At 39.0% G+C, this 23,186-nt stretch carries 22 protein-coding genes, 3 pseudogenes and 1 CRISPR repeat array; of the genes and pseudogenes, 18 read left to right on the forward strand and 7 right to left on the reverse strand.

Annotation, left to right across the window (positions count from 1 at the left end):
* The first annotated feature begins 124 nt into the window (after window positions 1–124).
* From ACE1CA_RS20170 to ACE1CA_RS20180, 3 genes are all read left to right on the forward strand, one after another.
* A complete protein-coding gene (locus tag ACE1CA_RS20170; protein ID WP_413281379.1) occupies window positions 125–1,063 on the forward strand; it encodes a glycosyltransferase family 2 protein in 939 nt (312 codons plus the stop codon).
* A gap of 71 nt (window positions 1,064–1,134) precedes the next feature.
* Entirely contained in the window at window positions 1,135–1,602 is a 468-nt protein-coding gene (locus ACE1CA_RS20175; protein WP_413281380.1) for a hypothetical protein, read from the forward strand.
* 157 nt (window positions 1,603–1,759) lie between these two features.
* Window positions 1,760–2,275, forward strand: coding sequence for a hypothetical protein (locus tag ACE1CA_RS20180; protein ID WP_413281381.1), 516 nt, complete (start codon window positions 1,760–1,762; stop codon window positions 2,273–2,275).
* 35 nt (window positions 2,276–2,310) lie between these two features.
* On the opposite strand, the gene ychF is transcribed toward ACE1CA_RS20180, so the two are convergent.
* The gene (gene ychF / locus ACE1CA_RS20185; protein WP_413281382.1) at window positions 2,311–3,402 is read right to left on the reverse strand and encodes a redox-regulated ATPase YchF; all 1,092 of its coding nucleotides are present in this window, start codon (window positions 3,400–3,402) and stop codon (window positions 2,311–2,313) included.
* Between the two features lie 44 nt (window positions 3,403–3,446).
* Window positions 3,447–3,668, reverse strand: coding sequence for a hypothetical protein (locus ACE1CA_RS20190; protein ID WP_413281383.1), 222 nt, complete (start codon window positions 3,666–3,668; stop codon window positions 3,447–3,449).
* Between the two features lie 220 nt (window positions 3,669–3,888).
* Between ACE1CA_RS20190 and ACE1CA_RS20195 the strand changes: the two genes are divergently transcribed.
* Window positions 3,889–5,370, forward strand: a complete 1,482-nt coding sequence (locus ACE1CA_RS20195) for an aminotransferase class I/II-fold pyridoxal phosphate-dependent enzyme (RefSeq protein WP_413281384.1) — start codon at window positions 3,889–3,891, stop codon at window positions 5,368–5,370.
* Between the two features lie 74 nt (window positions 5,371–5,444).
* Here the strand turns inward: ACE1CA_RS20195 and ACE1CA_RS20200 are convergent, their stop codons facing one another.
* A complete protein-coding gene (locus tag ACE1CA_RS20200; RefSeq protein ID WP_413281385.1) occupies window positions 5,445–6,506 on the reverse strand; it encodes a tetratricopeptide repeat protein in 1,062 nt (353 codons plus the stop codon).
* Between the two features lie 253 nt (window positions 6,507–6,759).
* On the opposite strand from ACE1CA_RS20200, the pseudogene ACE1CA_RS20205 reads away from it, so the two are divergent.
* Window positions 6,760–6,936, forward strand: a pseudogene (locus tag ACE1CA_RS20205) (SAM-dependent methyltransferase); the annotation flags it as partial.
* A 118-nt stretch (window positions 6,937–7,054) separates the two neighbouring features.
* On the opposite strand, the gene ACE1CA_RS20210 reads toward ACE1CA_RS20205, so the two are convergent.
* Both ACE1CA_RS20210 and ACE1CA_RS20215 read right to left on the reverse strand, forming a co-directional pair.
* Window positions 7,055–8,359 carry an NF041680 family putative transposase gene (locus ACE1CA_RS20210; RefSeq protein ID WP_486517459.1) on the reverse strand — a complete coding sequence of 435 codons (1,305 nt, stop codon included), beginning with the start codon at window positions 8,357–8,359 and terminating at the stop codon, window positions 7,055–7,057.
* Window positions 8,360–8,387: 28 nt separating this feature from the next.
* The gene (locus ACE1CA_RS20215) at window positions 8,388–8,591 is read right to left on the reverse strand and encodes a hypothetical protein (RefSeq protein WP_486517460.1); all 204 of its coding nucleotides are present in this window, start codon (window positions 8,589–8,591) and stop codon (window positions 8,388–8,390) included.
* 16 nt (window positions 8,592–8,607) lie between these two features.
* On the opposite strand from ACE1CA_RS20215, the gene ACE1CA_RS20220 reads away from it, so the two are divergent.
* From ACE1CA_RS20220 to ACE1CA_RS20280, 13 genes and pseudogenes are all read left to right on the forward strand, one after another.
* Entirely contained in the window at window positions 8,608–9,039 is a 432-nt protein-coding gene (locus ACE1CA_RS20220) for a class I SAM-dependent methyltransferase (protein ID WP_413281461.1), read from the forward strand.
* Between the two features lie 197 nt (window positions 9,040–9,236).
* Window positions 9,237–9,386 (forward strand): annotated as a pseudogene (locus tag ACE1CA_RS20225) (DUF6766 family protein); the annotation flags it as partial.
* Window positions 9,387–9,755: 369 nt separating this feature from the next.
* A complete protein-coding gene (locus tag ACE1CA_RS20230; RefSeq protein ID WP_486517461.1) occupies window positions 9,756–10,625 on the forward strand; it encodes a hypothetical protein in 870 nt (289 codons plus the stop codon).
* A 141-nt stretch (window positions 10,626–10,766) separates the two neighbouring features.
* Window positions 10,767–12,234: direct repeats of the CRISPR family, unit length 37 nt; unit sequence GTTTCAATCCCCTTGCGGGGATTAAGTTAATTGAAAG.
* A 361-nt stretch (window positions 12,235–12,595) separates the two neighbouring features.
* On the forward strand, window positions 12,596–15,331 hold the full coding sequence (locus ACE1CA_RS20235; RefSeq protein ID WP_486517462.1) for a U32 family peptidase: 2,736 nt from the start codon (window positions 12,596–12,598) through the stop codon (window positions 15,329–15,331).
* A gap of 221 nt (window positions 15,332–15,552) precedes the next feature.
* Window positions 15,553–16,287 (forward strand): 2-phosphosulfolactate phosphatase family protein, encoded by a 735-nt coding sequence (locus ACE1CA_RS20240; RefSeq protein ID WP_413277746.1) that lies wholly within the window; start codon window positions 15,553–15,555, stop codon window positions 16,285–16,287.
* A gap of 103 nt (window positions 16,288–16,390) precedes the next feature.
* Window positions 16,391–16,912, forward strand: coding sequence for a photosystem I assembly protein Ycf3 (locus tag ACE1CA_RS20245; RefSeq protein WP_413277745.1), 522 nt, complete (start codon window positions 16,391–16,393; stop codon window positions 16,910–16,912).
* 69 nt (window positions 16,913–16,981) lie between these two features.
* Window positions 16,982–17,278: an Asp-tRNA(Asn)/Glu-tRNA(Gln) amidotransferase subunit GatC gene (gene gatC / locus ACE1CA_RS20250; RefSeq protein ID WP_413277744.1), complete on the forward strand. Its 297-nt coding sequence runs from the start codon at window positions 16,982–16,984 to the stop codon at window positions 17,276–17,278.
* A gap of 139 nt (window positions 17,279–17,417) precedes the next feature.
* On the forward strand, window positions 17,418–17,636 hold the full coding sequence (locus ACE1CA_RS20255; protein ID WP_413277743.1) for a hypothetical protein: 219 nt from the start codon (window positions 17,418–17,420) through the stop codon (window positions 17,634–17,636).
* Window positions 17,637–17,638: 2 nt separating this feature from the next.
* Window positions 17,639–17,761 carry a hypothetical protein gene (locus ACE1CA_RS20260; protein WP_413277742.1) on the forward strand — a complete coding sequence of 41 codons (123 nt, stop codon included), beginning with the start codon at window positions 17,639–17,641 and terminating at the stop codon, window positions 17,759–17,761.
* A 50-nt stretch (window positions 17,762–17,811) separates the two neighbouring features.
* Complete coding sequence (locus tag ACE1CA_RS20265; protein ID WP_413277741.1) at window positions 17,812–18,777, forward strand: hypothetical protein; 966 nt, start codon at window positions 17,812–17,814, stop codon at window positions 18,775–18,777.
* A gap of 71 nt (window positions 18,778–18,848) precedes the next feature.
* The gene (locus tag ACE1CA_RS20270) at window positions 18,849–19,100 is read left to right on the forward strand and encodes a DUF6602 domain-containing protein (protein ID WP_413277740.1); all 252 of its coding nucleotides are present in this window, start codon (window positions 18,849–18,851) and stop codon (window positions 19,098–19,100) included.
* A gap of 294 nt (window positions 19,101–19,394) precedes the next feature.
* Window positions 19,395–20,643: pseudogene (locus ACE1CA_RS20275) on the forward strand (ISNCY family transposase).
* A gap of 310 nt (window positions 20,644–20,953) precedes the next feature.
* Window positions 20,954–21,433, forward strand: a complete 480-nt coding sequence (locus ACE1CA_RS20280; protein ID WP_413276473.1) for a hypothetical protein — start codon at window positions 20,954–20,956, stop codon at window positions 21,431–21,433.
* Window positions 21,434–21,584: 151 nt separating this feature from the next.
* On the opposite strand, the gene ACE1CA_RS20285 is transcribed toward ACE1CA_RS20280, so the two are convergent.
* Window positions 21,585–22,004 (reverse strand): secondary thiamine-phosphate synthase enzyme YjbQ, encoded by a 420-nt coding sequence (locus ACE1CA_RS20285; protein WP_413276472.1) that lies wholly within the window; start codon window positions 22,002–22,004, stop codon window positions 21,585–21,587.
* A gap of 42 nt (window positions 22,005–22,046) precedes the next feature.
* A complete protein-coding gene (locus tag ACE1CA_RS20290) occupies window positions 22,047–23,135 on the reverse strand; it encodes a glycosyl transferase (RefSeq protein WP_413276471.1) in 1,089 nt (362 codons plus the stop codon).
* Between the last annotated feature and the right edge of the window lie 51 nt (window positions 23,136–23,186).

Raw genomic sequence — 23,186 nt, forward strand, 5'->3', positions numbered from 1 at the left:
AGTATGCCGTTAATTTCAAGTTGTGTGGTAAAGTTTACCTGCAACCTCAGCTTAAATGCTAACTGTCACTATATCAGGCTGAGTTTAGAGTAGCTAGGAAAAATTGCTTCCGAATGATTAGTAAATGTGTAGTTATCCACTAGTCAGTATTTGTATTCCTGTTTATAACGCTGGTGAATTTATTACACCATTACTCCGCTGTCTGCAAAGTAATATTTACCCGAATACGGAAATTATTATTTCTGATGATGCTTCACAAGATGGGTCTTTAAAGTTATTAGAGGCTGCGAATTTACCCAATTGTCGGATTTTTACTCATGCTAGATATGGGTTGGTTGGTAATTGGAATTTTTGTATTTCCCAAGCTCAAGGTAAATATGTGAAGTTTTTATTTCAGGATGATGCGATCGCCCCAAACTGCATTACAAAAATGGTAGAGTTAGCCGAACAGGATGAGGAGATAGCTTTAGTTTTCTGTCCGCGTCGCTTAGTTTTCGATCGCTCTATTGATGCCAATTTTATTAAGGGAATGCAAGATTTACATCAGCGCTGGACTGGGTTAAAACCAATTCAATCTGGTCTAAGTTTGCTCAAAGACCCTAATTTTTTAAAGCCACCATATAATAAAATTGGAGAACCGACGAACGTGCTAATTCGTCGAGAAGTTTTTCAACAAATTGGTTTGTTCGATCCGGCGTTTAAGCAATTATGCGATCTGGAAATGTGGTTGCGAATTATGGCTGATTATAAAGTAGGATTTGTTGATGAGGAGTTGGCAACTTTCCGCATTCATGGCGAACAAACAACTAATCGGAATTTGCAGGGCGATCGCATTGCCACTTTGTTTGAGATTTATAAAGTATGGCTAAAAATTATTTTTAATAAAACTTATCATTCCTTACCCAAGGATTTACGACAAAATCTCAGACAGGAACTAATCAAAATTCTCTTAATTAAAGGAGCAAAAAGCATCATATTATTGAGATGGTATCAAGCACAGAGAGTTAAGGAGTTACTCACAGAGGCTTTGGTAACAAAACTAGAACTAGCAAGTGATGAGTAATCCTAATAGTTACTATTGCAACTTGGCAGAAAGATCATCCTTAACAATATCCTAAATAGGTAAACAATACCATGAGCGAAATTTCCAACATTCGTAAGTTACTATCCGATCCAAATTTAGGGCTATTCCCTCAGATAGACAAAACAATTAAAGATATCCAAACAAACTTTAGTGAGTACAAAGAAACTTTTCATTTTGAACATTACGATCTAGAATTGGGTACTTGCCATTCTCAGGTTACTCCTAACGATGCTAGACCAATTATTGCCCAATCCCTTGTCATGAAGTTTCCCATAATTGGGTTAACTAAAGATAAGTTTGAACTGTTAATGTTAGCCGCAGAAATTCAAAACAATCTCGACGCTACTATTATGGATTGGAGTACTCGCGAACGCAGTCAATATGATAATAAACCCTTAAGACGACCAATTACAGCCGTTTCTGGTAAAATTGACTTTCAAACAGTAGATAAACCCAGTAATTCTTGTTGTGTAACAATTTACAGAGAGTTTGAATTGACTTACGCTGCATCATTTTAAGTTTAGTTGGTAGTTGGTAGTTGGTAGTTGGTAGTTGGTAGTTGGTAGTTGGTAGTTGGTAGTTGGTAGTTGGTAGTTGGTAGTTGGTAGTTGGTAGTTGGGAAAAATCACTAACTATCAACTCCTAATATCATAAGGTGAAAGCGGTCTACTAAACATGAATGATTCTGCAAAAAAAGCTCAAAAGTTTTTGAGGTTTCCAGTTGTTTCTCATGGTGCTGAATTTTTAGTTCAAGGGTATTTAATGAGAAGAAATATTCTTACTTACAAAGCACCTCCAAACAACGAAGGTTATGACTTAATTTGCATACATCCCGATCCTCGGAAAACTAAAAAACAGGTTAGAATTCAAGTAAAAAGTCGTTACCAGACAGACTGCGATCGCGGTTTTCCTGTAAAAGAACAATCTTTTGCTGCGTTTGATTATTTAATAATTGTATTTCTCAATATTGGTTACTTTTATAAAAAAGGAATCCCTTCTGTAGATGGTAGAAAAGAACCAGAATTTTATACTTTCCCCATCAATTTTATTAGAGAAAACCACCGAAAAACTACTTCTTGGGAAAAAGTTATGACTAAGGGATTAGATATTGAACAATACAAAAATGATGATGGTTTTGAATTAATTGCGGTAGATCTAGAAATCGATTATCCTTCTAGATCTATCTTATGAAAATATTAGTGATACTTAGATTTGGCTGGAATTATTTACACATTAAACCTAAACAACATTACATCGCCTTCTTGCACCACGTATTCTTTACCTTCACTGCGAACTAAACCTTTTTCTTTGGCAGCATTCATCGATCCAGTTGTTACTAAATCTTTGTAAGCAACGGTTTCTGCACGAATGAAACCTCGCTCAAAATCTGTGTGAATTACACCTGCTGCTTGGGGTGCTGACATTCCAGCGTGTATTGTCCAAGCGCGAGTTTCTTTTGGCCCGGTTGTGAAGTAAGTTCTTAATCCCAAAAGTTCGTAAGTGGCACGAATTAAAGATTTTAATCCGCCTTCTTCTACTCCTAAAGATTCTAAAAACTCTGCTCGATCTTCTTCTGGTAAAGAAATTAATTCTGATTCTACTTGGGCGGAAACAATTACGACTTGGGCATTTTCTTGGGCGGCAATTTCTCGCACTTTCTCAACATATTCATTGCCGCTTGCTAAGTCATCTTCGGAGACGTTTGCTGCATAAATGATTGGTTTGTTTGTGAGTAAACCTAAACCTTTAATTGCTTGTTTTTCTTCATCGGTTAAACTAGCTTGTCTGGCTGGTTTTCCTGCGTTTAAAACTGTGTTGATTTTTTCTAATGCTTCTAGTTCGAGTTGCGCTTCTTTGCTGGTGCGTGCTAGTTTACGGGTGCGATCGATCTTCCGTTCAATTTGATCCAAATCGGCTAAACCTAATTCTAAATTAATGGTTTCAATATCTCTGGCTGGATCTACAGAACCCGCAACATGAATAATATCATCATCTTCAAAACATCGGACTACATGAACGATCGCATCAACTTCCCGAATATGGGATAAAAATTTATTTCCCAGTCCTTCACCTTGACTAGCACCTTTCACCAAACCCGCAATATCTACAAATTCAACTCTCGCAGGAATAATTTGCGCTGAATCTGATATTTTGGCTAACACATTTAACCGTTCGTCGGGAACAGCAACCACGCCGACATTCGGTTCAATTGTACAAAAAGGAAAGTTGGCGGCCTCTGCTTTAGCATTTGCCACCAAAGCGTTAAACAAAGTAGATTTACCAACGTTAGGCAATCCGACGATTCCGGCTCTTAGCATCTTAATCCAAGGTTAAAAACTGGGTGCAAATTCGATTTTAAACTCTAAGGAACGGTTTGGGGAATTGGGCCGGGTACTGTTTGCGGAATTGGTTCTGGTACTGGTTGGGGTACTGGTTGGGGTACGGGTTCTATTGGGGGTGTTGGTGTTGGTTCTGGTGGGGGTATTGGCAGCGGTTCTGGTGAGGGAATGGGGTTCGGGAGAGGTTCGGGTACGGGAGTGGGTATATCTGGTTGGGGTATGGGGTTGGGAACTGGATTAATCATAAGGGTTGTTTTGTGGTTCGATTATCTTAAAAGTAGGAAATTTTTGTGTTTATTTCCTCTGTCTTATTGGCTATTTCTTATGATTTTGATTTTTTTGAACCGCAAAGGACGCAAAAAAGGACGCAAAGAAATTTTTTGGGAACCATGAAGACACGAAGAAAGAGAAGGAGAATTTTTCTTTTTGATTTATGATTACTTTAGTTTTAAGGGGAAAAGTTGAATGCTCGATCGCAATTTTCAAGCAAAAACACCTTTATTAGATGCGATTAAAAGTTATGTTAATGATTATTATGCGGCTTTTTATACTCCGGGTCATAAACAAGGTCGGGGAGTTTCCCAAAAGATGCGAGATTTGTTTGGTTCTCAGGTGTTTAAGGCTGATTTGACGGAGTTGGAAAATTTGGATAATTTATCGACTCCTGAAGGTGTAATTAAGGAGGCGCAAGAACTTGCGGCAAAAACGTTTGGTGCGGAGGAATCTTGGTTTTTAATCAATGGTTCTACTGCGGGAATTATTGCGGCAATTTTGGCGACTTGTGGTGATGGGGAAAAAATTATTTTGCCTCGCAATGTTCATAAATCGGCAATTTCTGGGTTGATTCTTGCGGGTGCAATCCCAATTTTTGTGCATCCTGAATATGACTCAATTTTAGATATTGCTCATAGTATTACGCCTGAAGGTGTGGCTAATGCTTTGAAAGAACATCCTGATGCAAAAGCGGTTATGATGGTTTATCCAACTTATTATGGTGTTTGTGGAGATGTAGAAAAAATTGCTAATTTAGCACATCAATATAACATTCCGCTGTTAGTTGATGAAGCTCATGGCCCCCATTTTGCTTTTCATCCAGATTTGCCTCCTGCCGCTTTATCAAAGGGTGCTGATTTATCTGTACAGTCAATTCATAAGGTGTTAAGTGGCTTAACTCAAGCTTCAATTTTGCACGTTCAAGGTGATAGGATCGATCGCGATCGCATCAGTCAAACTTTACAATTACTTCAATCTTCAAGTCCGAGTTATTTGTTATTATCTTCTTTAGATGCAGCAAGGCAACAAATGGCTTTATCTGGCAAAGAGTTAATGACTCAAACTTTACAACTTGCTGAAATAGCCAGAAAGGAAATTAGTCGAATTCCCAAATTATCGGTTTTAGAATTGTATCCTTCAGCAGGTTTTGTAAATCTCGATCGCACTAGATTAACTGTGATAGTCTCTCACTTAAATTTAACAGGATTTGCCACTGAAAATCGACTCGCTCAACAAGGTGTATTAGCTGAATTTTCGGCGGCAAAATCTGTAACTTTTATTATCTCTCTGGGAAATACCCAAACAGATATTGAAAAATTAGTCCAATCTTTTCAAAAATTAGCTCAAGAGCATCAAGGAGAAAATTCACCTGCTAATTTAGCTAAACAAATCGATCGTCAACCAGTTTATTTTCACAAGCAACCGCCAAAAATCTCGCCCCGACAAGCTTTTTTTTCGGCGACAGAAACTATACCAATAAGCTGTGCATCCTCAAGAATTTGTGCAGAAGTAATTTGTCCTTATCCGCCAGGAATTCCGGTGCTGATGCCGGGAGAAGTAATTACTCCAGATGCTCTTGAATACTTACTAAATATGCAGGCAATTGGTAGCGAAATTACTGGTTGTGTAGACGCAACACTGAAAAGTTTAAAAGTTGTAAAAGAGGAATTATGACAAACGGAAATAAATAATCATTTGCAAAAATATGAACGAAAAAAAGTTTTTCTTCTGCCATCTGACTCCTTCCATTAGCGATTACCAATGAAGTTTTGTGAGGGAGTATTCCGCATTTCTTGATATTTAAATGCTCTGGCATAATCGCCCATTGCATAGCAAGCAACTTTTAAACTGCCTAGAGATTGCTGTTCAATTCGGCTATCTTGCAGAAAAATAGCTACAGCTAAACGCTGTTCGTAGCATTCTACTGCTTTGGCAAAATTTCCCACAGCTTCATAAGTAACTCCTAAGTTTCCTAAAGTTTGTTCTTCTACTCGACGATCTGCAATTTCTCGCGCAATTTCTAAGCGCATTTGGTAATATGCTATTGCTCCAGAATAATCACCCACTGCATAACAAGCACTGGCTAAATTTCTTAGTACTTGTAATTCACCTCTACCATCTTGGGTATCTTTTGCGATCGCTAATCTTCGTTGATAAGCTTCGATCGCTTGAGCATAATTCCCCAAAGCATAATAAACATTACCCAAATTTCGCAGAACTTGCGCTTCTCCTTGGCGATCTTCTAATTTCTGCATCAGCACCAAACTTTGTTGCAGGTACTCCACAGTTTTTTCGTAATTGCTTAATGCTTTAAACGCCAATCCTAAATTGTTTAACGCTGCTACCTCTCCGCGATCGTCTCCTACCGCTTTCGCAATTGCCAAACTCTGCTGTTGGTATTCAATTGCTCTGACGTGATCTTCTAAGTGGCGATAAGCATTACCTAAATTTCCGAGCGCTAATCCTTCTGTACGAAGATCCTTAAGTTCTCTAACTACATCTAACCATTGCAGGTAATAGTTAATCGCTTTGACATAATCACCCAAAGCGTAAAAAGCGTTGCCAATTTTCCCTAAAACTACTCCCTCTTCCGAACGACTTTGGATTTCTCGGTAGATACTAAGAGCTTGTTGAAGGAATTTAATCGCAGCATTGTACTGTTGATTTTGATGGCATTCTGACGCTTGTGTAGTTAACTGAATTGCTTTAGCAGATAAGGGCTGTTTTTCTAGCGATTCCTTTTCGTTACCTTGCCAATCTTCAGGTAGCGGGTGAGCGATCGTAGTTCGATCGCCATTCGGAATACGCATCTTATTTTTTTCTTGGTATATCCGATACCCTTTGCTATCCATATTTCCAACCTCAGAAAAAGTCTTCTCCTGGCAGTATGCACATCTTTTACTTTTGAGTGAATGACACAGATCACTGAGTAAAAGTTAACTTGGTTCGATTTCCGTACAAAAAATGCACCCCTAATTTTATCATTCCCCAATTTTGAGAAATAAATATCAACTAGGTCAAAATAAATAGTTGAGGTCAAACATAGATTTAGGAGCATGGTTAATGCAGCGAGTTTTAGAGCCGGAAGTGATGGACAGTTGGGAAGAAGCGGTTGCTTATGATGCGATGGATTTTACGGAGGTCAATGCTGCTTTTGCTCAACGGGCGATCGCATTAGCACCAACCGCAGCTAAAGTGTTAGATGCTGGAACTGGTACCGCTAGAATTCCCTTATTACTGGAGTTTAGACTATCGCACTGAAAGTGCGATGTCTAAACAGAGAATCCCAAACGGAATCGCTCAGTAGTTAGCTGAGTCAAAAGAACTTGATTAAATTAGGAAATCCGAGTCAAAAAAATTAAGTTTTTGTCTTTTTCTTAGTTCGAGAAAAGCTTTTTTTAACTATAGGATAACGAGTGCGAGGCAACCTTTGTTGTCCTGGTTGCCAACCGGGAGACTTTCCCCGGAGTTTGGGAGAATGAGCAGGTGTACCAATCGCCGCTAAAACTCCAGGCATAGCTTGAGCAACACGACCGGGAGTTAATTTAGTCAATCTTTTTTGCCAAGGTAAAGGCCGATCTTGAACAATTTCACGCGCCAGCCAAAGTTCCCAAGTAATCATTGGCATCAAATCGCTCCACCGTTCACATTGCTTGGGTGTACTTAGCTTCGGTAAAGTCCAATGAAGACGTTGTTTCGCCAGACGATACCAATGATCAACACCAAAACGTCGCAAATATAACTGCCAAATTTCATCTAAAGACGGCATTTCTTCGCCAATCCAAATTAACCATAAAGGTGCTCGCATTTTAGAACAGTATAATTGGTTGATGCGTTCCACGCGAATTAGTTGCATTGCTTGATGTGGAGCAGCTTGAAAATGTAGATTTTGCCATAAACTAATTCGTAATTGTCCTAGTTGGGGATGTTCTAATTCTTGAGTTTCAATTGCTGCTGTCCAAGTCGTCGAATCATTAAGCTTAAACTTCTGACCATGTAAACGAGGACGACCCTTACCAGAATAGGGTGGTGGTGTCGTCCATAAACATAAATTAGAACGAAGCCGGATTAATTTATCAGCCGGAATGTTGGCACTCTTGAGTATAAAAGGCGCACATCCATATTCACTATCCCAAAGTGAAATTGGTCGTTGGCGTAAATATTTACAAACTTGTTTGAGTTGCCATACTGCCTTATCGATGGGACTTTCCCAACTGGTAATTCGTTCATGCCTTAATGGTAACGCCCAGCTACCTTCATTTTCTGGTATCCAAGCAATGGTACTGTATCCCTGACCAATTGTAATCGGTCGATTTCCATAAACGTTATTTGCTTGATGCTCAATGGTTCTCTCTTGGAGTGTTTTTGCATCTGGTCGTGACCAACTGGTGTGGTCGCCTGCCAGTATCGGACGTATATCTGTAGGCATTTGTTGGATGTAAAGTTGCATCAACTTATTGCGTTGCGGTCTACAGTCCTGTAAAGCTTCATAAATACTTGACCAATTGCGTCGAAACACTGGTGATAATGACAAATCAGCCAAACAGTAGGCGTGGCGGGTCAGCAATATGGCATCCGTTAATTCAAATGTGGCATCTTTGGCTCTGGTGAGATGTTGATATGCCGCTTGACGAAATGCTTTGAGTTTGTCAGTTTTGATCATTAAGGTAGATGTTTAGTTGGTGGTACAACTAGCTTCTACCAGACTGGAGTACAATTGTAATTAATACATTTGTACTCCATTTTTTAGCCACTTTCTGTTTTCCTCTATTCCCTACAAGAGAAGTCAGTTTTTCTTTACCATTTTCAAGTTTAGACATCGCACCTTCGGTGCGATAGTCTAAACTCCAGTTATTACTTTGCCAGCAACGTCCCCAATGGCAAGTAACGGGCATCGACTTGGCAGAAAATATGTTAAAAATCGGCACTGAACATATAAAAAACGCAGGTTTACAAAAACAGATAGTTTTAGAATTGGTAGATGCCAAACAATTACCATACCCTAACACACATTTCGATCTGGTACTTTCTAATAGTTTGATTCACCATTTACCCGATCCTCTACCTTTCTTACAGGAAATTAAACGAGTTTTAAAACCCAAAGGTGCGATTCTAATTCGTGATTTAATTCGACCTGCCGATCGAGAAACTTTGCATAATTTAGTAGAAAGTATCGGCACAGAATATGACTCTCACCAAAAACAATTATTCGCTGATTCTCTCCATGCTGCCTTTACGCTTGATGAGGTCAATCAACTAATTTCTCAAGCTAATTTACAAGATGTGAAAGTATACCAATCTTCCGACAGGCATTGGACAGCAGAAAGAAGTTTTGGGGGCTAGAACACCAATTCAGTAATCCCAGAAACCGGGTTTCTTTGGCTTGGGGTAACAAAATATCGACTGCGCTAGGGAAAGAAACCCGGTTTCTCATCCCCGACTACAATACTGAATCGGCGTTCTAGGGACTGGGGCAGGGCTGTTTCATTTTTTTAAATGTTTTATTAGAGGGTGTTTGAAAAGTTTTTGGCAGTCAAAATTCTAATTTTTGGTTTGAATCTTTCCAAAATTGGCAAAGCGAGTTTTTATCAATCGGTACTTTGATAGTTCTGTCCATTTTCTTGCGTCAGAAAGGATCTCCTGAATCTAAACCTGTCGATCGCCCTAATGACGAAACCGGAAAAGAATAATCTGATAGTTAACCCGGATTTGGTATAAACTTGATCGTGGGATGCTTGAATTACCAGAAATCCCAGCGGTTAGTCCCTAAAAGTCAGATTTTTTACAAAAGAGCAGATTTTTTCACAATCTAACCCAATTTGTGTTATTAGTTAAAAACCGTCATCAAATGGGTGCATCTTGCGATCGTCATCTGTACGCTTGAGTCCCCATACGGGCAACTGACATTTTTTGTGAATCTCTTCAGTTTTGGCTGTCGCTTTGATTCACTAAAAAAGCTCTCCCGTACTTGTAGTGCTGTGTTTAAGTGTGCAAATTGGCTGAACGGGAAAAACGATTAATATGAAAATAGCAAGGCTATCAATTGAAGTTAAATTTATATGACCACTGATTCCCCCCAAGAACCACTTTTTCAAGCTGTAGGCATCCTGCCAGGGAAAGTTACTTTTACAGAAGACGATAAAATTGCTACTGTCACAGTGTCAGGGCAAAAATACTCTCTCTTATATATTCCAACTAAAAAAGGCTTGAAAGCATTTGAAGCACTAAAAAAACAAGTAAAAAGTACAGGCAATGATGAGTTCCGTCTCATCGTCTATCCGCGAGTAATACATTTCCCTAAAAAAGACAAACCTCATCAAGTTGCCTTCCAATTAGTAGGTTTCGACAACGGTTCCAGTGAAGGGATTTGTAAAGCCCTCAAGGATTTTGAGTTTAAAATCTCAGGTTTGTGGCAGTTTATACCAGTTTGTCAAGTACCCTGTATTTCGGTGTTTAAGAATTTCACTCCTGAACGATTAGAGTATGTCAAAAAATCGGAAGTTTATAAGCGAGTCAAATTTATGAAAGGGAGCCATTTACCAATATTTTGGAAAGATGCACCAATTCGACCCTTTCGATTTAATCCCAAATTAGATAAAGAAGAACAAGGCAAGCCAATGTTTGTCTCCATTAAAGCTAAATTTTTACCGCAAAGGAATGTATTTGGTTTTGATTCATTATTAACCTTGCCGCAAGCAGAAATACCGCAATTCTTTAAAGCCAGCAAAAAAATGAAAACAGAAGCACTACAACAAGTTAAAGAATTTAAAAAATCTACATCCACTGAGGAAACTAATGATCAAGAAGTTAATAATCAACCAGCTTTACCCAAGCCAAAAGTCCAACAATTAGACAAACCAAAAGTCCAGCAATTAGACAAACCAAAAGTCCAGCAATTAGATGAGGGTAAGAGTAATAAAAATATTTGAACTTTATACTGAAGCCTTAATGATTGTTGATATGAGTTAATATGAAAGGATTATTCATCAATCTCATTTTTAACATCATTTCAATGTTATTCTCTTATCAATGTTTTATACTTTGTCATCCTTTGAAATATCAGAGATAACGTTTCAATCCCCTTGCGGGGATTAAGTTAATTGAAAGTTTGCATGAGTGCCCGCAAGTTTCCCTTAATTTCGTCCCGTTTCAATCCCCTTGCGGGGATTAAGTTAATTGAAAGCCAAGTGCGATCGGCTCGAATCAACGGAGCCAATTCTTGTTTCAATCCCCTTGCGGGGATTAAGTTAATTGAAAGATCCCAAATTTGAAACACTTGTTCCGAATTTGGAGTTTCAATCCCCTTGCGGGGATTAAGTTAATTGAAAGTTGATTGGGAGTCTATCGATCGCACGAACCCCATCCACAGTTACGTTTCAATCCCCTTGCGGGGATTAAGTTAATTGAAAGTCTCCATATATTTCAAGCATTTTCTTAGCGGATGTGCCGTTTCAATCCCCTTGCGGGGATTAAGTTAATTGAAAGTTTATCTAAAGATTGCCGAACCTCCTGAACCGATGGTAGTTTCAATCCCCTTGCGGGGATTAAGTTAATTGAAAGTTCAAACAATTGAATTAGCGAGGATAGGAAGAGTGCGATCGTAGTTTCAATCCCCTTGCGGGGATTAAGTTAATTGAAAGCCGATCGCTACGCAGCAAGCATAACCGCTTTGTCAAATGTTTCAATCCCCTTGCGGGGATTAAGTTAATTGAAAGTTTAATAATTGGAATAGCCAAAAAAAATCTGCTTAGTTTCAATCCCCTTGCGGGGATTAAGTTAATTGAAAGCATTTCCTTAATAGCTTCATTGGTATCTCCGGTAGGAATGTTTCAATCCCCTTGCGGGGATTAAGTTAATTGAAAGACTATTGAGGGTAATTAATATCTCGATCGGTGGATTAGATATGTTTCAATCCCCTTGCGGGGATTAAGTTAATTGAAAGCAACCCCTCGGTTGGTGGGGTTTGCTGTTTGCAAAAAAAGTTTCAATCCCCTTGCGGGGATTAAGTTAATTGAAAGCATTCGGAAGTAACGAGGCAATGATGCCATTAAAATATCGTTTCAATCCCCTTGCGGGGATTAAGTTAATTGAAAGTTAGTTGAGTTTCAGTCTCAATTATTCCCTGAAATGTTTCAATCCCCTTGCGGGGATTAAGTTAATTGAAAGTTTTTTTTACCCTCGATAATATCGACGACTTGGGCGTTTCAATCCCCTTGCGGGGATTAAGTTAATTGAAAGTTGACCTATCTAGGTGGGTTTTTTGCGCTGGTTAAATAGTTTCAATCCCCTTGCGGGGATTAAGTTAATTGAAAGTGGAATTCAAGGGTGGATACTGGAAATGCCGGGATCTGCGTTTCAATCCCCTTGCGGGGATTAAGTTAATTGAAAGTTACCGAGAATCAAAGCAACTGGGAATAAAAGAGGAGAGTTTCAATCCCCTTGCGGGGATTAAGTTAATTGAAAGGGCGAATATATCGGCAGCAACGATGATGATTCGATCGGTTTCAATCCCCTTGCGGGGATTAAGTTAATTGAAAGACTGACACCCAAAACCCAGATAAAAAGAGACTTCTGAAAGCACTTTTCGTGAACTTCAAAAACAGCCTCATTTCAAAGGAGCTTATTGACAGCAACTTTCAATAATTTGAATTATTGAAACCCTGAAAGTATTAAATTGTCAAGGTTCTAGCGATTTTCGTGAAACCCCCCAGGATTTAGCTCCCGCTTTGATTCCCGAAAAAACTGTTCATAGCTGTCATGATAGTACAGTTGCCACCTAAAGTCCAGGTTGCTGCTGTAACGAATAATAAACACAATAGCAGTACAAGGTTAGAAATTTCGCTCACCAACTAGTCTACTAACTATTACCAACTACCAACTACCCATTACCACTATCGCAATGAAAGCCGATCGCAAACCTCACACAAAACCCACCACACCCAACATTAAAATCCCCGAACTACTGTCACCTGCGGGTAATTGGGAATGCGCCAAAGCAGCAGTTGAAAATGGCGCAGATGCAATTTATTTTGGCTTAGAACAATTTAATGCCAGGATGCGGGCGCAAAACATCACCACAGCGGAATTGCCCAAATTAATGCAATATTTGCACCTGCGAGGAGTCAAAGGTTATGTCACCCTCAACACCCTAATTTTTCCCCAAGAATTAACCCAAGCTGAACAATATCTTCGCACAATTATTGCAGCTGGAGTTGATGCAGTCATCGTGCAAGATATCGGACTTTGCCGTTTAATTCGCCACCTTTCACCAGACTTTCCCATCCATGCTTCTACCCAAATGACTATTACCAGCGCCACTGGTATAGAATTTGCTAAATGCTTGGGTTGTCAGTTAGTTGTACTCGCCCGTGAATGTTCGCTTCAAGAAATAGAAAAAATCCAAAAACAACTGATAGAAAAACGAATATCTCTGCCTTTAGAAGTTTTCGTACATGGCGCTTTATGTGTAGCTTATTCCGGGCAATGTTTGACTAGCGAAGCATTAGGAGGACGATCGGCAAATCGGGGAGAATGCGCCCAAGCTTGTCGAATGCCTTACGAATTAATTGCAGATGGTAATTTGGTTGATTTGGGCGATCGCAAATACCTGTTAAGTCCTCAAGATTTAGCCGGATTAAATGTACTTCCCGAATTAGTAAAAGCGGGAGTAAGTAGTTTAAAAATCGAAGGTAGATTGAAAGCGCCAGAATATGTCGCCAACGTCACTCGCGTTTATCGCCAAGCTTTAGATCGAGTCATTGCCGAATTATCCGATCCCCCTAAATCCCCCTTACAAAGGGGGACTTTGAATGGTGAATTAGATCCCCCTAAATCCCCCTTACAAAGGGGGACTTTGAATGGTGAATTAGATCCCCCTAAATCCCCCTTACAAAGGGGGACTTTGAGTAGCGAAAATTTGCATCCGGTTCCCCCCTTATTAAGGGGGGTTAGGGGGGATCAAAATGATATGAAGCAAGACCAGAAAACTAATATAAATAATGTAGGGGATTTGAGCGATCGCTACAACCTAGAAATGGCATTTTCTCGCGGACTTTATACAGGTTGGTTTGGCGGAATTAACAATCAAGAATTAGTTCACGCCCGTTTTGGCAAAAAGCGAGGAGTTTACTTAGGCGAAGTTACCCGCATTTCTCAAGATAAAATATCAATAAATTTGCAAGCACCAATTAAACCGGGTGATGGTGTAGTTTTTGATAACGGACATCCCGAAAAGCAGGAAGAAGGCGGGAGAATTTATGCCGTAGAAAATAAGGGTAAAGAGACAATTTTAACCTTTGGTAAACGCGATATTAACTTGCGGCGGATTCAAGTTGGCGACAAAGTTTGGAAAACTTCCGATCCTGAATTAGATAAACAGTTACGCCAAACTTTTAGCGGAGAAACCCCACAATTTCAGCGTCCGTTAAAGTTAGAAATTCATGGCGAAGTCAATCAAGCTTTAATTGTCATTGCCACAGATGAATTAGGTAACGTTGTCCAAGTAGAATCTGCAATCAATTTAGTAGAAGCACATACCAAACCTTTAACAACGGAACGCTTACAAGAACAATTGGGAAGGTTAGGCAATACTCCTTTTTATTTGGAAAAATTGACTAATCATCTCAATGGTGAAGTGATGTTACCCGTGAGTGAATTAAACCGTTTGCGCCGAGAATTTGTCACTCAATTAGAAGAGTTACGCCAGCAACCAAAACGCTGGAAATTAAACGCCAATGCTACAGTTTCAGACTTATTACCCACCAAAGAAACCGCAACTTTAACCAATCCCAACTTAATAGTTTTAGTTCGCAACCTAGAACAATTACAAGCAGCTTTAGAATCGGGAATTTCTACAATATACTGCGAACTAGAAAACCCCAAAAACTATCGAAAAGCAGTAAAACTAGTCAAAGAATTTCCCAGTCCCCAGTCCCCAACCCCCAAAATTTTCGTCGCCCCTCCAAGGATAACTAAACCGGGAGAAAATTGGATTTTGCGGCAAGTTCGCGCTAGTGAAGCTGATGGTTATTTGGTGCGAAACTACGATCAATTACAGTTTTTTTGCGGGGAACGTTGCATTGGTGATTTCTCTTTAAATATCGCTAATGGGTTAACGGCAAATTATTTGAAAAACTCTTTGAGTTTGACAAGGTTAACTGCTTCTTACGATTTGAACATTTCTCAATTAGAAGATTTACTTGTTAGTTGTCCGACTGATTGGTTTGAGGTGACAATTCATCAATATATGCCAATGTTTCACATGGAACATTGCGTTTTTTGTGCTTTTCTTTCGGAGGGAACTGATTATACTAATTGCGATCGTCCTTGTGAAAAGCATGAGGTGAAATTGCGCGATCGCACAGGCACCGAACACATTTTACAAGCTGATGCAGGTTGTCGCAATACTGTATTTAATGGTAAGGCACAAACAGGCGCGGAATATGTGCAACGTCTGCTTGAGTTGGGGTTAAGGAATTTTCGCGTTGAGTTTATGAATGAAACTCCTCAGCAAGTTAAGGAGATTATTTATCGTTACCATCAATTGTTATCTGGGGAAATTTCTGGATCTCAACTTTGGCGGGATTTGAAGTTACAAAATCAGTTGGGGGTTACTAGAGGTACGATGGGGAATTAATTCTTTCTTTACCACAGATGTCCACAGATGAACACAGATGTTACTGTGAGATTTGGGCTGGGTGGACAAGGCTTTTTTTTAAACGCAGATGAATGCAGATGAACGCAGATGAACGCAGATGTTGTTGTGAAATTTTGGTGGGGTGGATAAGGTTGGTTTTTTGTAACGTCACATAATATAATTGCATTTTCAACGGTTATAATTCAGATGGCAGCTGGCTTGTGAAATTATTTATTTACCATACTCCTGAACTCACTCCTTCTAGTGAAGTTCCTGACTGTGCGATCGCAATTGATGTCCTAAGAGCTACAACTACAATGGTGACAGCTTTGGCTGCGGGGGCTGAAGCGGTGCAAGTGTTCAGCGATTTAGATAAACTGATTCATGTGAGCGAAGCATGGCCCACTGAAAAGCGGATTCGCGCCGGGGAACGCGGAGGCGCAAAAGTAACTGGCTTTGATATGGGTAATTCTCCTCTGGATTGCACTCCTGAGCAAGTTCAAGGACGACGTTTGTTTATTAGCACTACCAATGGTACAAGGGCTTTAGAACGAGTCCAAAATGCTGCGGCTGTTTTAGCGGGCGCTTTTGTGAATCGTCGGGCTGTGGTGAATTATATCTTGTCTGAGCAACCGGAAACCGTTTGGCTGGTAGGATCGGGTTGGGAAGGTAGTTTTTCTTTGGAAGATACGGCTTGTGCTGGTGCGATCGCCCAAAGTTTAGTGGCACAATTAAATTTGCCAGTCGATGAACTCGCTGGTAATGATGAGGTAATTGGCGCACTCTCTTTGTTCGATCAGTGGCAAGACCGATTGCTAGAATTAATGCACCACGCCAGTCACGGTAAACGCTTATTGCGCTTGGATGGCGATGAAGATTTGAAATACTGCGTTCAAATGGATCTGTTGGATGTTCTCCCCATCCAACGCGAACCAGGAGTTTTAATGAAAAAATAGTTACTTTTAGCTAGTAGGGTGAAACTCGCCCTACTAAAATTTAAAATTGATTGATAACCTACTTTAACTTGTCAATCCCGCTCTCTAAACAACCCTAATAAATATGCCTAGATCGCAACGTAACGATAATTTCATCGACAAAACTTTTACCGTCATGGCAGATATAATTCTCAAAGCTCTGCCTGCTAATAAAAAAGCGAAGGAAGCTTTTGTTTACTACCGTGATGGTATGTCAGCGCAGTCAGAAGGAGAATACGCTGAAGCTTTGGAAAATTACTACGAAGCTTTGAAATTGGAAGAAGACTCTTACGATAAGAGTTATATTCTTTACAATATTGGGTTAATTCATGCTAGTAATGGCGAGCATGAAAGAGCTTTGGAATACTATTTCCAAGCTATTGATTTAAACCCACGTCATCCTTCCGCTTTGAATAATATTGCGGTAATCTACCATTACCAAGGAGAAAAGTTGAAGGAAGCTGGAAAGCCTGAAGAAGGGGAAGCATTGCTTGATAAAGCTGCGGAATTCTGGCGAGAAGCAATTCGCATCGCTCCCAATAATTATATTGAAGCGCAAAACTGGCTGAAAACGACAGGGCGATCGCAAATCGATGTATTCTTTTAATCCTAATAGATCCCCGATTTCTTCAAGAAGTCGGGGGTCTAGATGACCATCAACAATTAAACTAAAGTTATGAGTATCGATCGCGAACAAGTCCGCAAAGTTGCTTTACTTGCCCGTTTGGAATTAACCCCAGAAGAAGAGGAAATGTTTACTACTCAAATGGGCAGTATGTTAGATTATTTCCAACAGTTGAGTGAGTTGGATGTTAGCAATGTTCCGCCAACAACTAGAGCAATTGATGTTAGTAATATAACCAGAGTTGATGAATTAATACCTTGTGAAGAACGGGAAGCTATTCTGAAAAATGCTCCCGAACAAGATGGAGATTTTTTCAAAGTACCCAAGATTTTAGCTTCAGACGAATAAGCTTAAATTGTTAAGTATAAAACCGGGGAAATGCCAGCTTTTTTGAGTTAGCATTTCTTCTTGTTTTATCCGTCTTGTTCCTGTTTACAATAGCTAATTTCCAACTTACGCATTAGGATAAGAAGCAGGAGGAATTGCCATGTCAACCAATGTTCAAGAAGTTTACGATCGAATAGTTTGTAACCTTTCACCAACTGAGCGACTACAATTAGCAACTCTTATTCTCAACGATTTGGTGCAAAAAAATCTGTCTATTGTCGATCGAAGTGATACTTGGACTGAACAAGATAAAATCGATGTAACAACCTTTTCCTTGCAATACGCAGCTACCCTTTTTCCTGAAAGCGAGGAGATTTAAAAATGTCGTTTAATCCTGGTGATGTAGTGACAGTGGATTTTCCTGGTGTCACGGGTATTAAACGTAGTATTAAAAAACTTAACAATAAGTTAACCCTTCTTTCTTCTGGACGTTCAGAATGCTAGATTAAGAATTATGGGTTTTCATCCAGTGTTAATTCTGGAGAGTTGGGCTAGTGGATATCGAATTTGGTTGCGTTCAGGAATACAACACCAAGAGAGGCTTTGGTTTCGTAAGCCGGACATTTAAAAGTATTAATAGACATAAAAGTGGTGTTTGGTTTCACATTACAGTAGTTAAGTGTAATTACCCCGATCTAGCACGAGAATTAGATACAGGTTCATCTAATAATGTTAGTTTCTGGTACGAGATAGATAGTAACGAACGCGAGAAAGTAAGCAGAATTTGGTTAGATGTAAAAGATATTCCCGACAAACAGCGAAATGATTTAGTTGCCCACATTGAGCATCGATGGCGCAATATCGATAACTCTACTCCAGATTGGCTAGATCAGGTCACAGTTGCTTTGGTTGGACAACTTCGTAAAGATGAGCTAGATCAAGAGCGTAGGAAAATAGTTCGTGAGCGAAAAGAAGCGAAGGAGCAAGAACAAAGAAACATATTAGAGTCTTATTTGGAAGAGTTTTTAAGAGATGAGAAACCTAACCAGGTTGATGACGAGAAAATTAAACGAGTTTACATAGGTCTGCCAGAACATCTCGCTCATCTTGTATTGTGGGTTAATCGTGTATCCAGAACACATCCTTGGTCACATATACCTGGTGGAAGCGATGTAGTTGTTGAATATCGTGATGGACACGCTCGTGGTTATGATTGGATAAAAAAGCCTTCAGTTTATATCAGAAGCTTCTTCGCTGGAGAAATTTTGCGAGTCTATGTTAGAACATATAATAATGAACATGAATATTTTAATGCTCCCTTTGAAGAGGTCTGGAATTCAGAAACATCAAATGAAATGCCTTGGGAGTCATTAGAGAAATTTGAACGTAGAAAACAGAACCAATATGTCTTATATGAAGACAATGAAATAGATATTAGCTTTGATATACAAGAAGGAACGGAGCATCTACAGTGGTTGCTTTCGGAATTTGGAGAAGATGTATTTCCAGATCATGATTAATTAATAATGATGTTTTAAATTCCTGGAAGGCTTTATTTGTTAAGCTGCTTTTAGTTATTATTTGGTTAATCATGAGTAGAGCAAATCCCCACCTACTTCAAAGACTTACCGCTTTTCAGCAAGCACTAATGGCTCAACGAGCTTCATCAATCGGTCTTCCAACTGCGGTTGCAGGTAGCGAGCGTGAAACTTTTCTACGCGAGTTCCTTAAAAAGGTATTCCCTGCACATCGCCGCTTTACATCCGGTGTAATTACTGATGCAGAAGGCTATCTTTCTGGTCAAGTGGACATTGCTGTGGCAGCAATTCTCATTTTGAAATAAACAGAGTATTAACCTCCATTTTGAAATTCAAAATATAGTACAAAATAACTAGTTTTTTAGAGAGAGGCGATGCTTGCGGCGAGCGAAGCTATGGCTAAAAAACATTTGACCCAATAAATCAAGTATAAATACTCAATTTATTGGCGGGAATTGGCTAACAACGAAGGGGGAAAGTCAGGAAAATAGTTCGGTTTTGAGAAAAGAAAATTCAACGGAAATAAAAATTTATAATTATTGTCAGCTAAGGTAAAATTGGTGAGCTAGCATCCTCAACTCGCGTCAAATTATTCCAAGATGACCCAAAAAGCAGCGACCCTTGAAATTTCTGAATTAATCCAATTTCTCCGTGAAGAATTACATGACTTACCCGATGAAAGGAAGCCGGGAAATAATACCAAATATCGGGTAGAAGATGCAGTGATGGCGGCGTTTTCAGTGTTTTTTACGCAGTCACCATCTTTTTTAGACCATCAACGTTTAATGAAAAGCAATAAGGGAAAAGATAATGCTGAAAGTTTATTTTCAATTGGGAAAATTCCCGGAGATAATCAAATAAGAAACCTGTTAGATCCAGTGCCAGCAACTACTCTGTCTATGACTTTTCAAAAAGTCTATCAATGGTTAGAGTCAAAGGGAGTTTTGAACAAGTTCCTCTACTTAAATGGAGGAATTTTAGTGGCGTTAGATGGCACAGAATATTTTTCATCATTAAAAATTAATTGCCCTCATTGTAATTGTCGTAATCATCGAAATGGAACGACAACTTATTTTCATGGCTGTGTCACACCTATAGTGGTTTCTCCTAATCAAAAACAAGTAATTAATTTAGAACCAGAATTTATAAAAAAAATAGATGGATATCAAAAGCAAGATTGTGAAAATGCGGCGGTAAAAAGATGGTTAAATAAAAATCATCAAAATCAGTATGGTTATCCTGTAACCCTTTTAGGGGATGACCTATATTCTCACCAACCTATTTGTGAATTAGCTCTAAAACCAGGATATAACTTTATTTTTGTTTGTTTGAAAAGTTCGCATAAAACTTTATATGAATGGCTAGAGTTTTTAGAAAGAAGTGGAGAAGTTACCATAGTTGAAAAGAAACAATGGTCTGGGCGAAAAAATCTAATTTATCGTTATCGTTATGCTTGTAGAGTTCCCTTAAAAGATGAAGATTCAAGTCTGGAAGTTAATTGGTGCGAAGTGACTGTTATTGAGGAGAAAACACAGAAAATTATCTACCAAAATAATTGGATCACTAATCATAAAATCACTGAAAATAATGTTGAAGAAATTGTCAAAGCTGGGCGCAGCAGATGGAAAGTTGAGAACGAAGGCAATAACGTTCTGAAAAATCACGGTTATAATTTAGAGCATAACTTTGGTCATGGTCAAAATCATTTATGCGAGTTCTTATTGTCTTTAAATTTACTAGCTTTTTTATTTCATACCGTCTTAGAGTTAGTTAATTATACCTATCAAAAGATTCGGGAACTATTAGTAACTCGAACTTCTTTCTTTAATGATATTCGTACCCTATTAAAATTTATTTGGTTTCCGAGTTGGGTGGAGTTGTTCTCATTTATTCTCACCGAATATGTCCCATTAAAAAAAGTAAATTCTAGTTAAAAATGTCAATATATTGAAAGAGGAACTGAAAGTTATTTATGAAAAAAAACTAAAAAGTTGTTGAGAATTTCATCGGGATTTATCAGTTGAAATCGATTTTTTATGGACAAATTTCTGAAAATCTGTCTATCTTCAGCATCGGATGATAATTATCTGTCAAAAAACAATGCTTCGACAGAAGTTCTCTATTTAAGTAAGGGAATTTTCTCTGATTTTCTTTCAAAATGAGAATTGCTGTTGCTGTGGAGTATGGTTTTTCCCCAAGTTTTCCCATGCCTTTAACAGAGGAGCGACTTCTTTTAGCTGAGTCAGTTGCACTTGTGATTGAAGTTAAGTCTGATTTAAATAAGCAATGGCATCAAATAGAAGAAACAACCAGAAAAGTTAAAGTACTAAAGCGTACTCTGAAAGCTGTAACGATAGAGGGCGATGATCCTCCACCTTTATCGATTCCTGTTATAGCAGTAGGTTACAATGGGTACTCAACTATCGAAGGGCTATCAAAACGACTTGAGTCTACGCCTTTGGAATGCCGTCCTGATGGAGCTTTAGTGATCGATTCAGGTTGCTTTGTTGGTCTTGGGATGACTACAAGTGGAGCTCTTGGGTTGTACGCGCTCACACTCGGAATAGATGTTCTTCTACGTCAATTAATTACATCCCGACCTAATCTTGTTAGGTATGCAAGGTATTCTGATTTCTAATAGTGCAGTTTAGTTTGGGAAAATAGACAATTGTTATTTTATACATACTTAAGCCTTGCGAGAATTTCGCCAAGAACTCCAACCTAAATAATAAATCTCTTTCTTCTCTTCTTCCTCTGTGCCCTCTGCGTCTGGAGCGGTTTAATAATCCTTAATCCCCAGAAATATGCACTAATAATTCTCTTTGATGACTTCTTTGCCGATGTTCCCAAATATAAATTCCTTGCCAAGTTCCTAACGCCAACCTACCTCGATAAACAGGTATTTGTTCAGAAGTCTTAGTCAAAACTGTGCGAATATGGGCTGGCATATCATCTGACCCTTCGGTAGTATGAATATACAAGCGATCGTCTTCAGGAACTAGTTTAGCAAAGAAGTTAGACAAATCTGTTAATACATCTGGATCGGCGTTTTCTTGAATAATTAAACTTGCAGAAGTATGACGTAAAAACAGCGTACAAAGTCCGGTTTCTATGCCAGATTCAGCAACTACTGATTCTACTTTTGAAGTGATTTTATATAATGATTTGCCTGCGGTTTGGATTTGCAAGAGTTTTTGATAGTGAGACATGATTATTGGGGTAGTGGGTAGTTGGTAGTTGTGAAAATAGAATTAATTAGTTTTAAAATGGTTAACTATGGTTTGAGCGATCGATTCCGTACCATCTTTTTTAATCATCTCTTCTGATTGATTAGGTGGTTGTAAATCTTGGCGCAAAAATTCCCAGTTACTCTCGAAAAATTCCCCTGGTTTAATAATTTGATGATAACTATATTTCTGAATTCCTTCTAATAATAATGGTGATTCAGCAAAACCTTCTCTGGTTAAAGTAACGATGGGAGTATTTAACCTTAATGCTTCCGAGAAAGTGCTAAATCCAGGTTTAGAAATTACTCTGCCACAGATTGGCATAAAATCTACAGGACGATAGTTAGGTTCGGTAATTTTAATTATGTTAGGATAATCGGGGGCAAGGCGATCGAACATGATAAAATTCCAATCAGGAAATTGCGAAATATTTTCGTAGGGAATTTGTTGCAATCCTAACCCGCCAAAGCTGATTAAAATAGTTTTTTCTTGAGAACTCTTAATTCCAAATTTGTCGCGTAATTCTTCTAAGTTGTAGCGGGGAGTACCTCCGGTTAAGCCGCGATCTTCTATGATTGGAAATGCACTCATTGGTTCGTGCATTGGTAGGCGGAAAAGGCGATCGCACTGACTAAAACAATCATGAATCCAATCCGCTATTTCGACAAATTCTCCTCCCCAAGCACCATAAATAAAATCCCAACCAAAGTTGCCGATCGTCCAACAAGGAATCCCCGCAGTTTTCGCAATTACTGGCGCTAATGGGGGAATGTCGGCTAACATTAAACTCACGCGATTTTGCTGAATAAAACTTACTTCGCCTGCAATTATCGATCGCTGTTGTTCCCGAATTTCCTTCAGTTTTTGCAAAGTCGCTTCTCGATCCATATTGATGCTATCCGACTGAATCACACCAATATCAAATCCGCGAGGACGATGAATAAAATCTCCCGGAATATAAGATTCTAACAACCAACGAGGTGCAGTTGTTACCAGTATTAGCAAGATTTCTGGGTTTAACCTTTGAATTTCGGCTGCAACAGAAGCGGTTCTAGCTGCATGACCAAAACCGTGATTAGTGATGGAAATGTATATGCTTGGTCGGGGAGTCATCAAGGATTTTTACTTTAAAATTCAGTATATATGAGCGCACGGATTTCCATT

This window comes from Floridaenema evergladense BLCC-F167 (assembly GCF_041929205.2).
Taxonomy (GTDB): Bacteria; Cyanobacteriota; Cyanobacteriia; order Cyanobacteriales; family Aerosakkonemataceae; genus Floridanema; species Floridanema evergladense.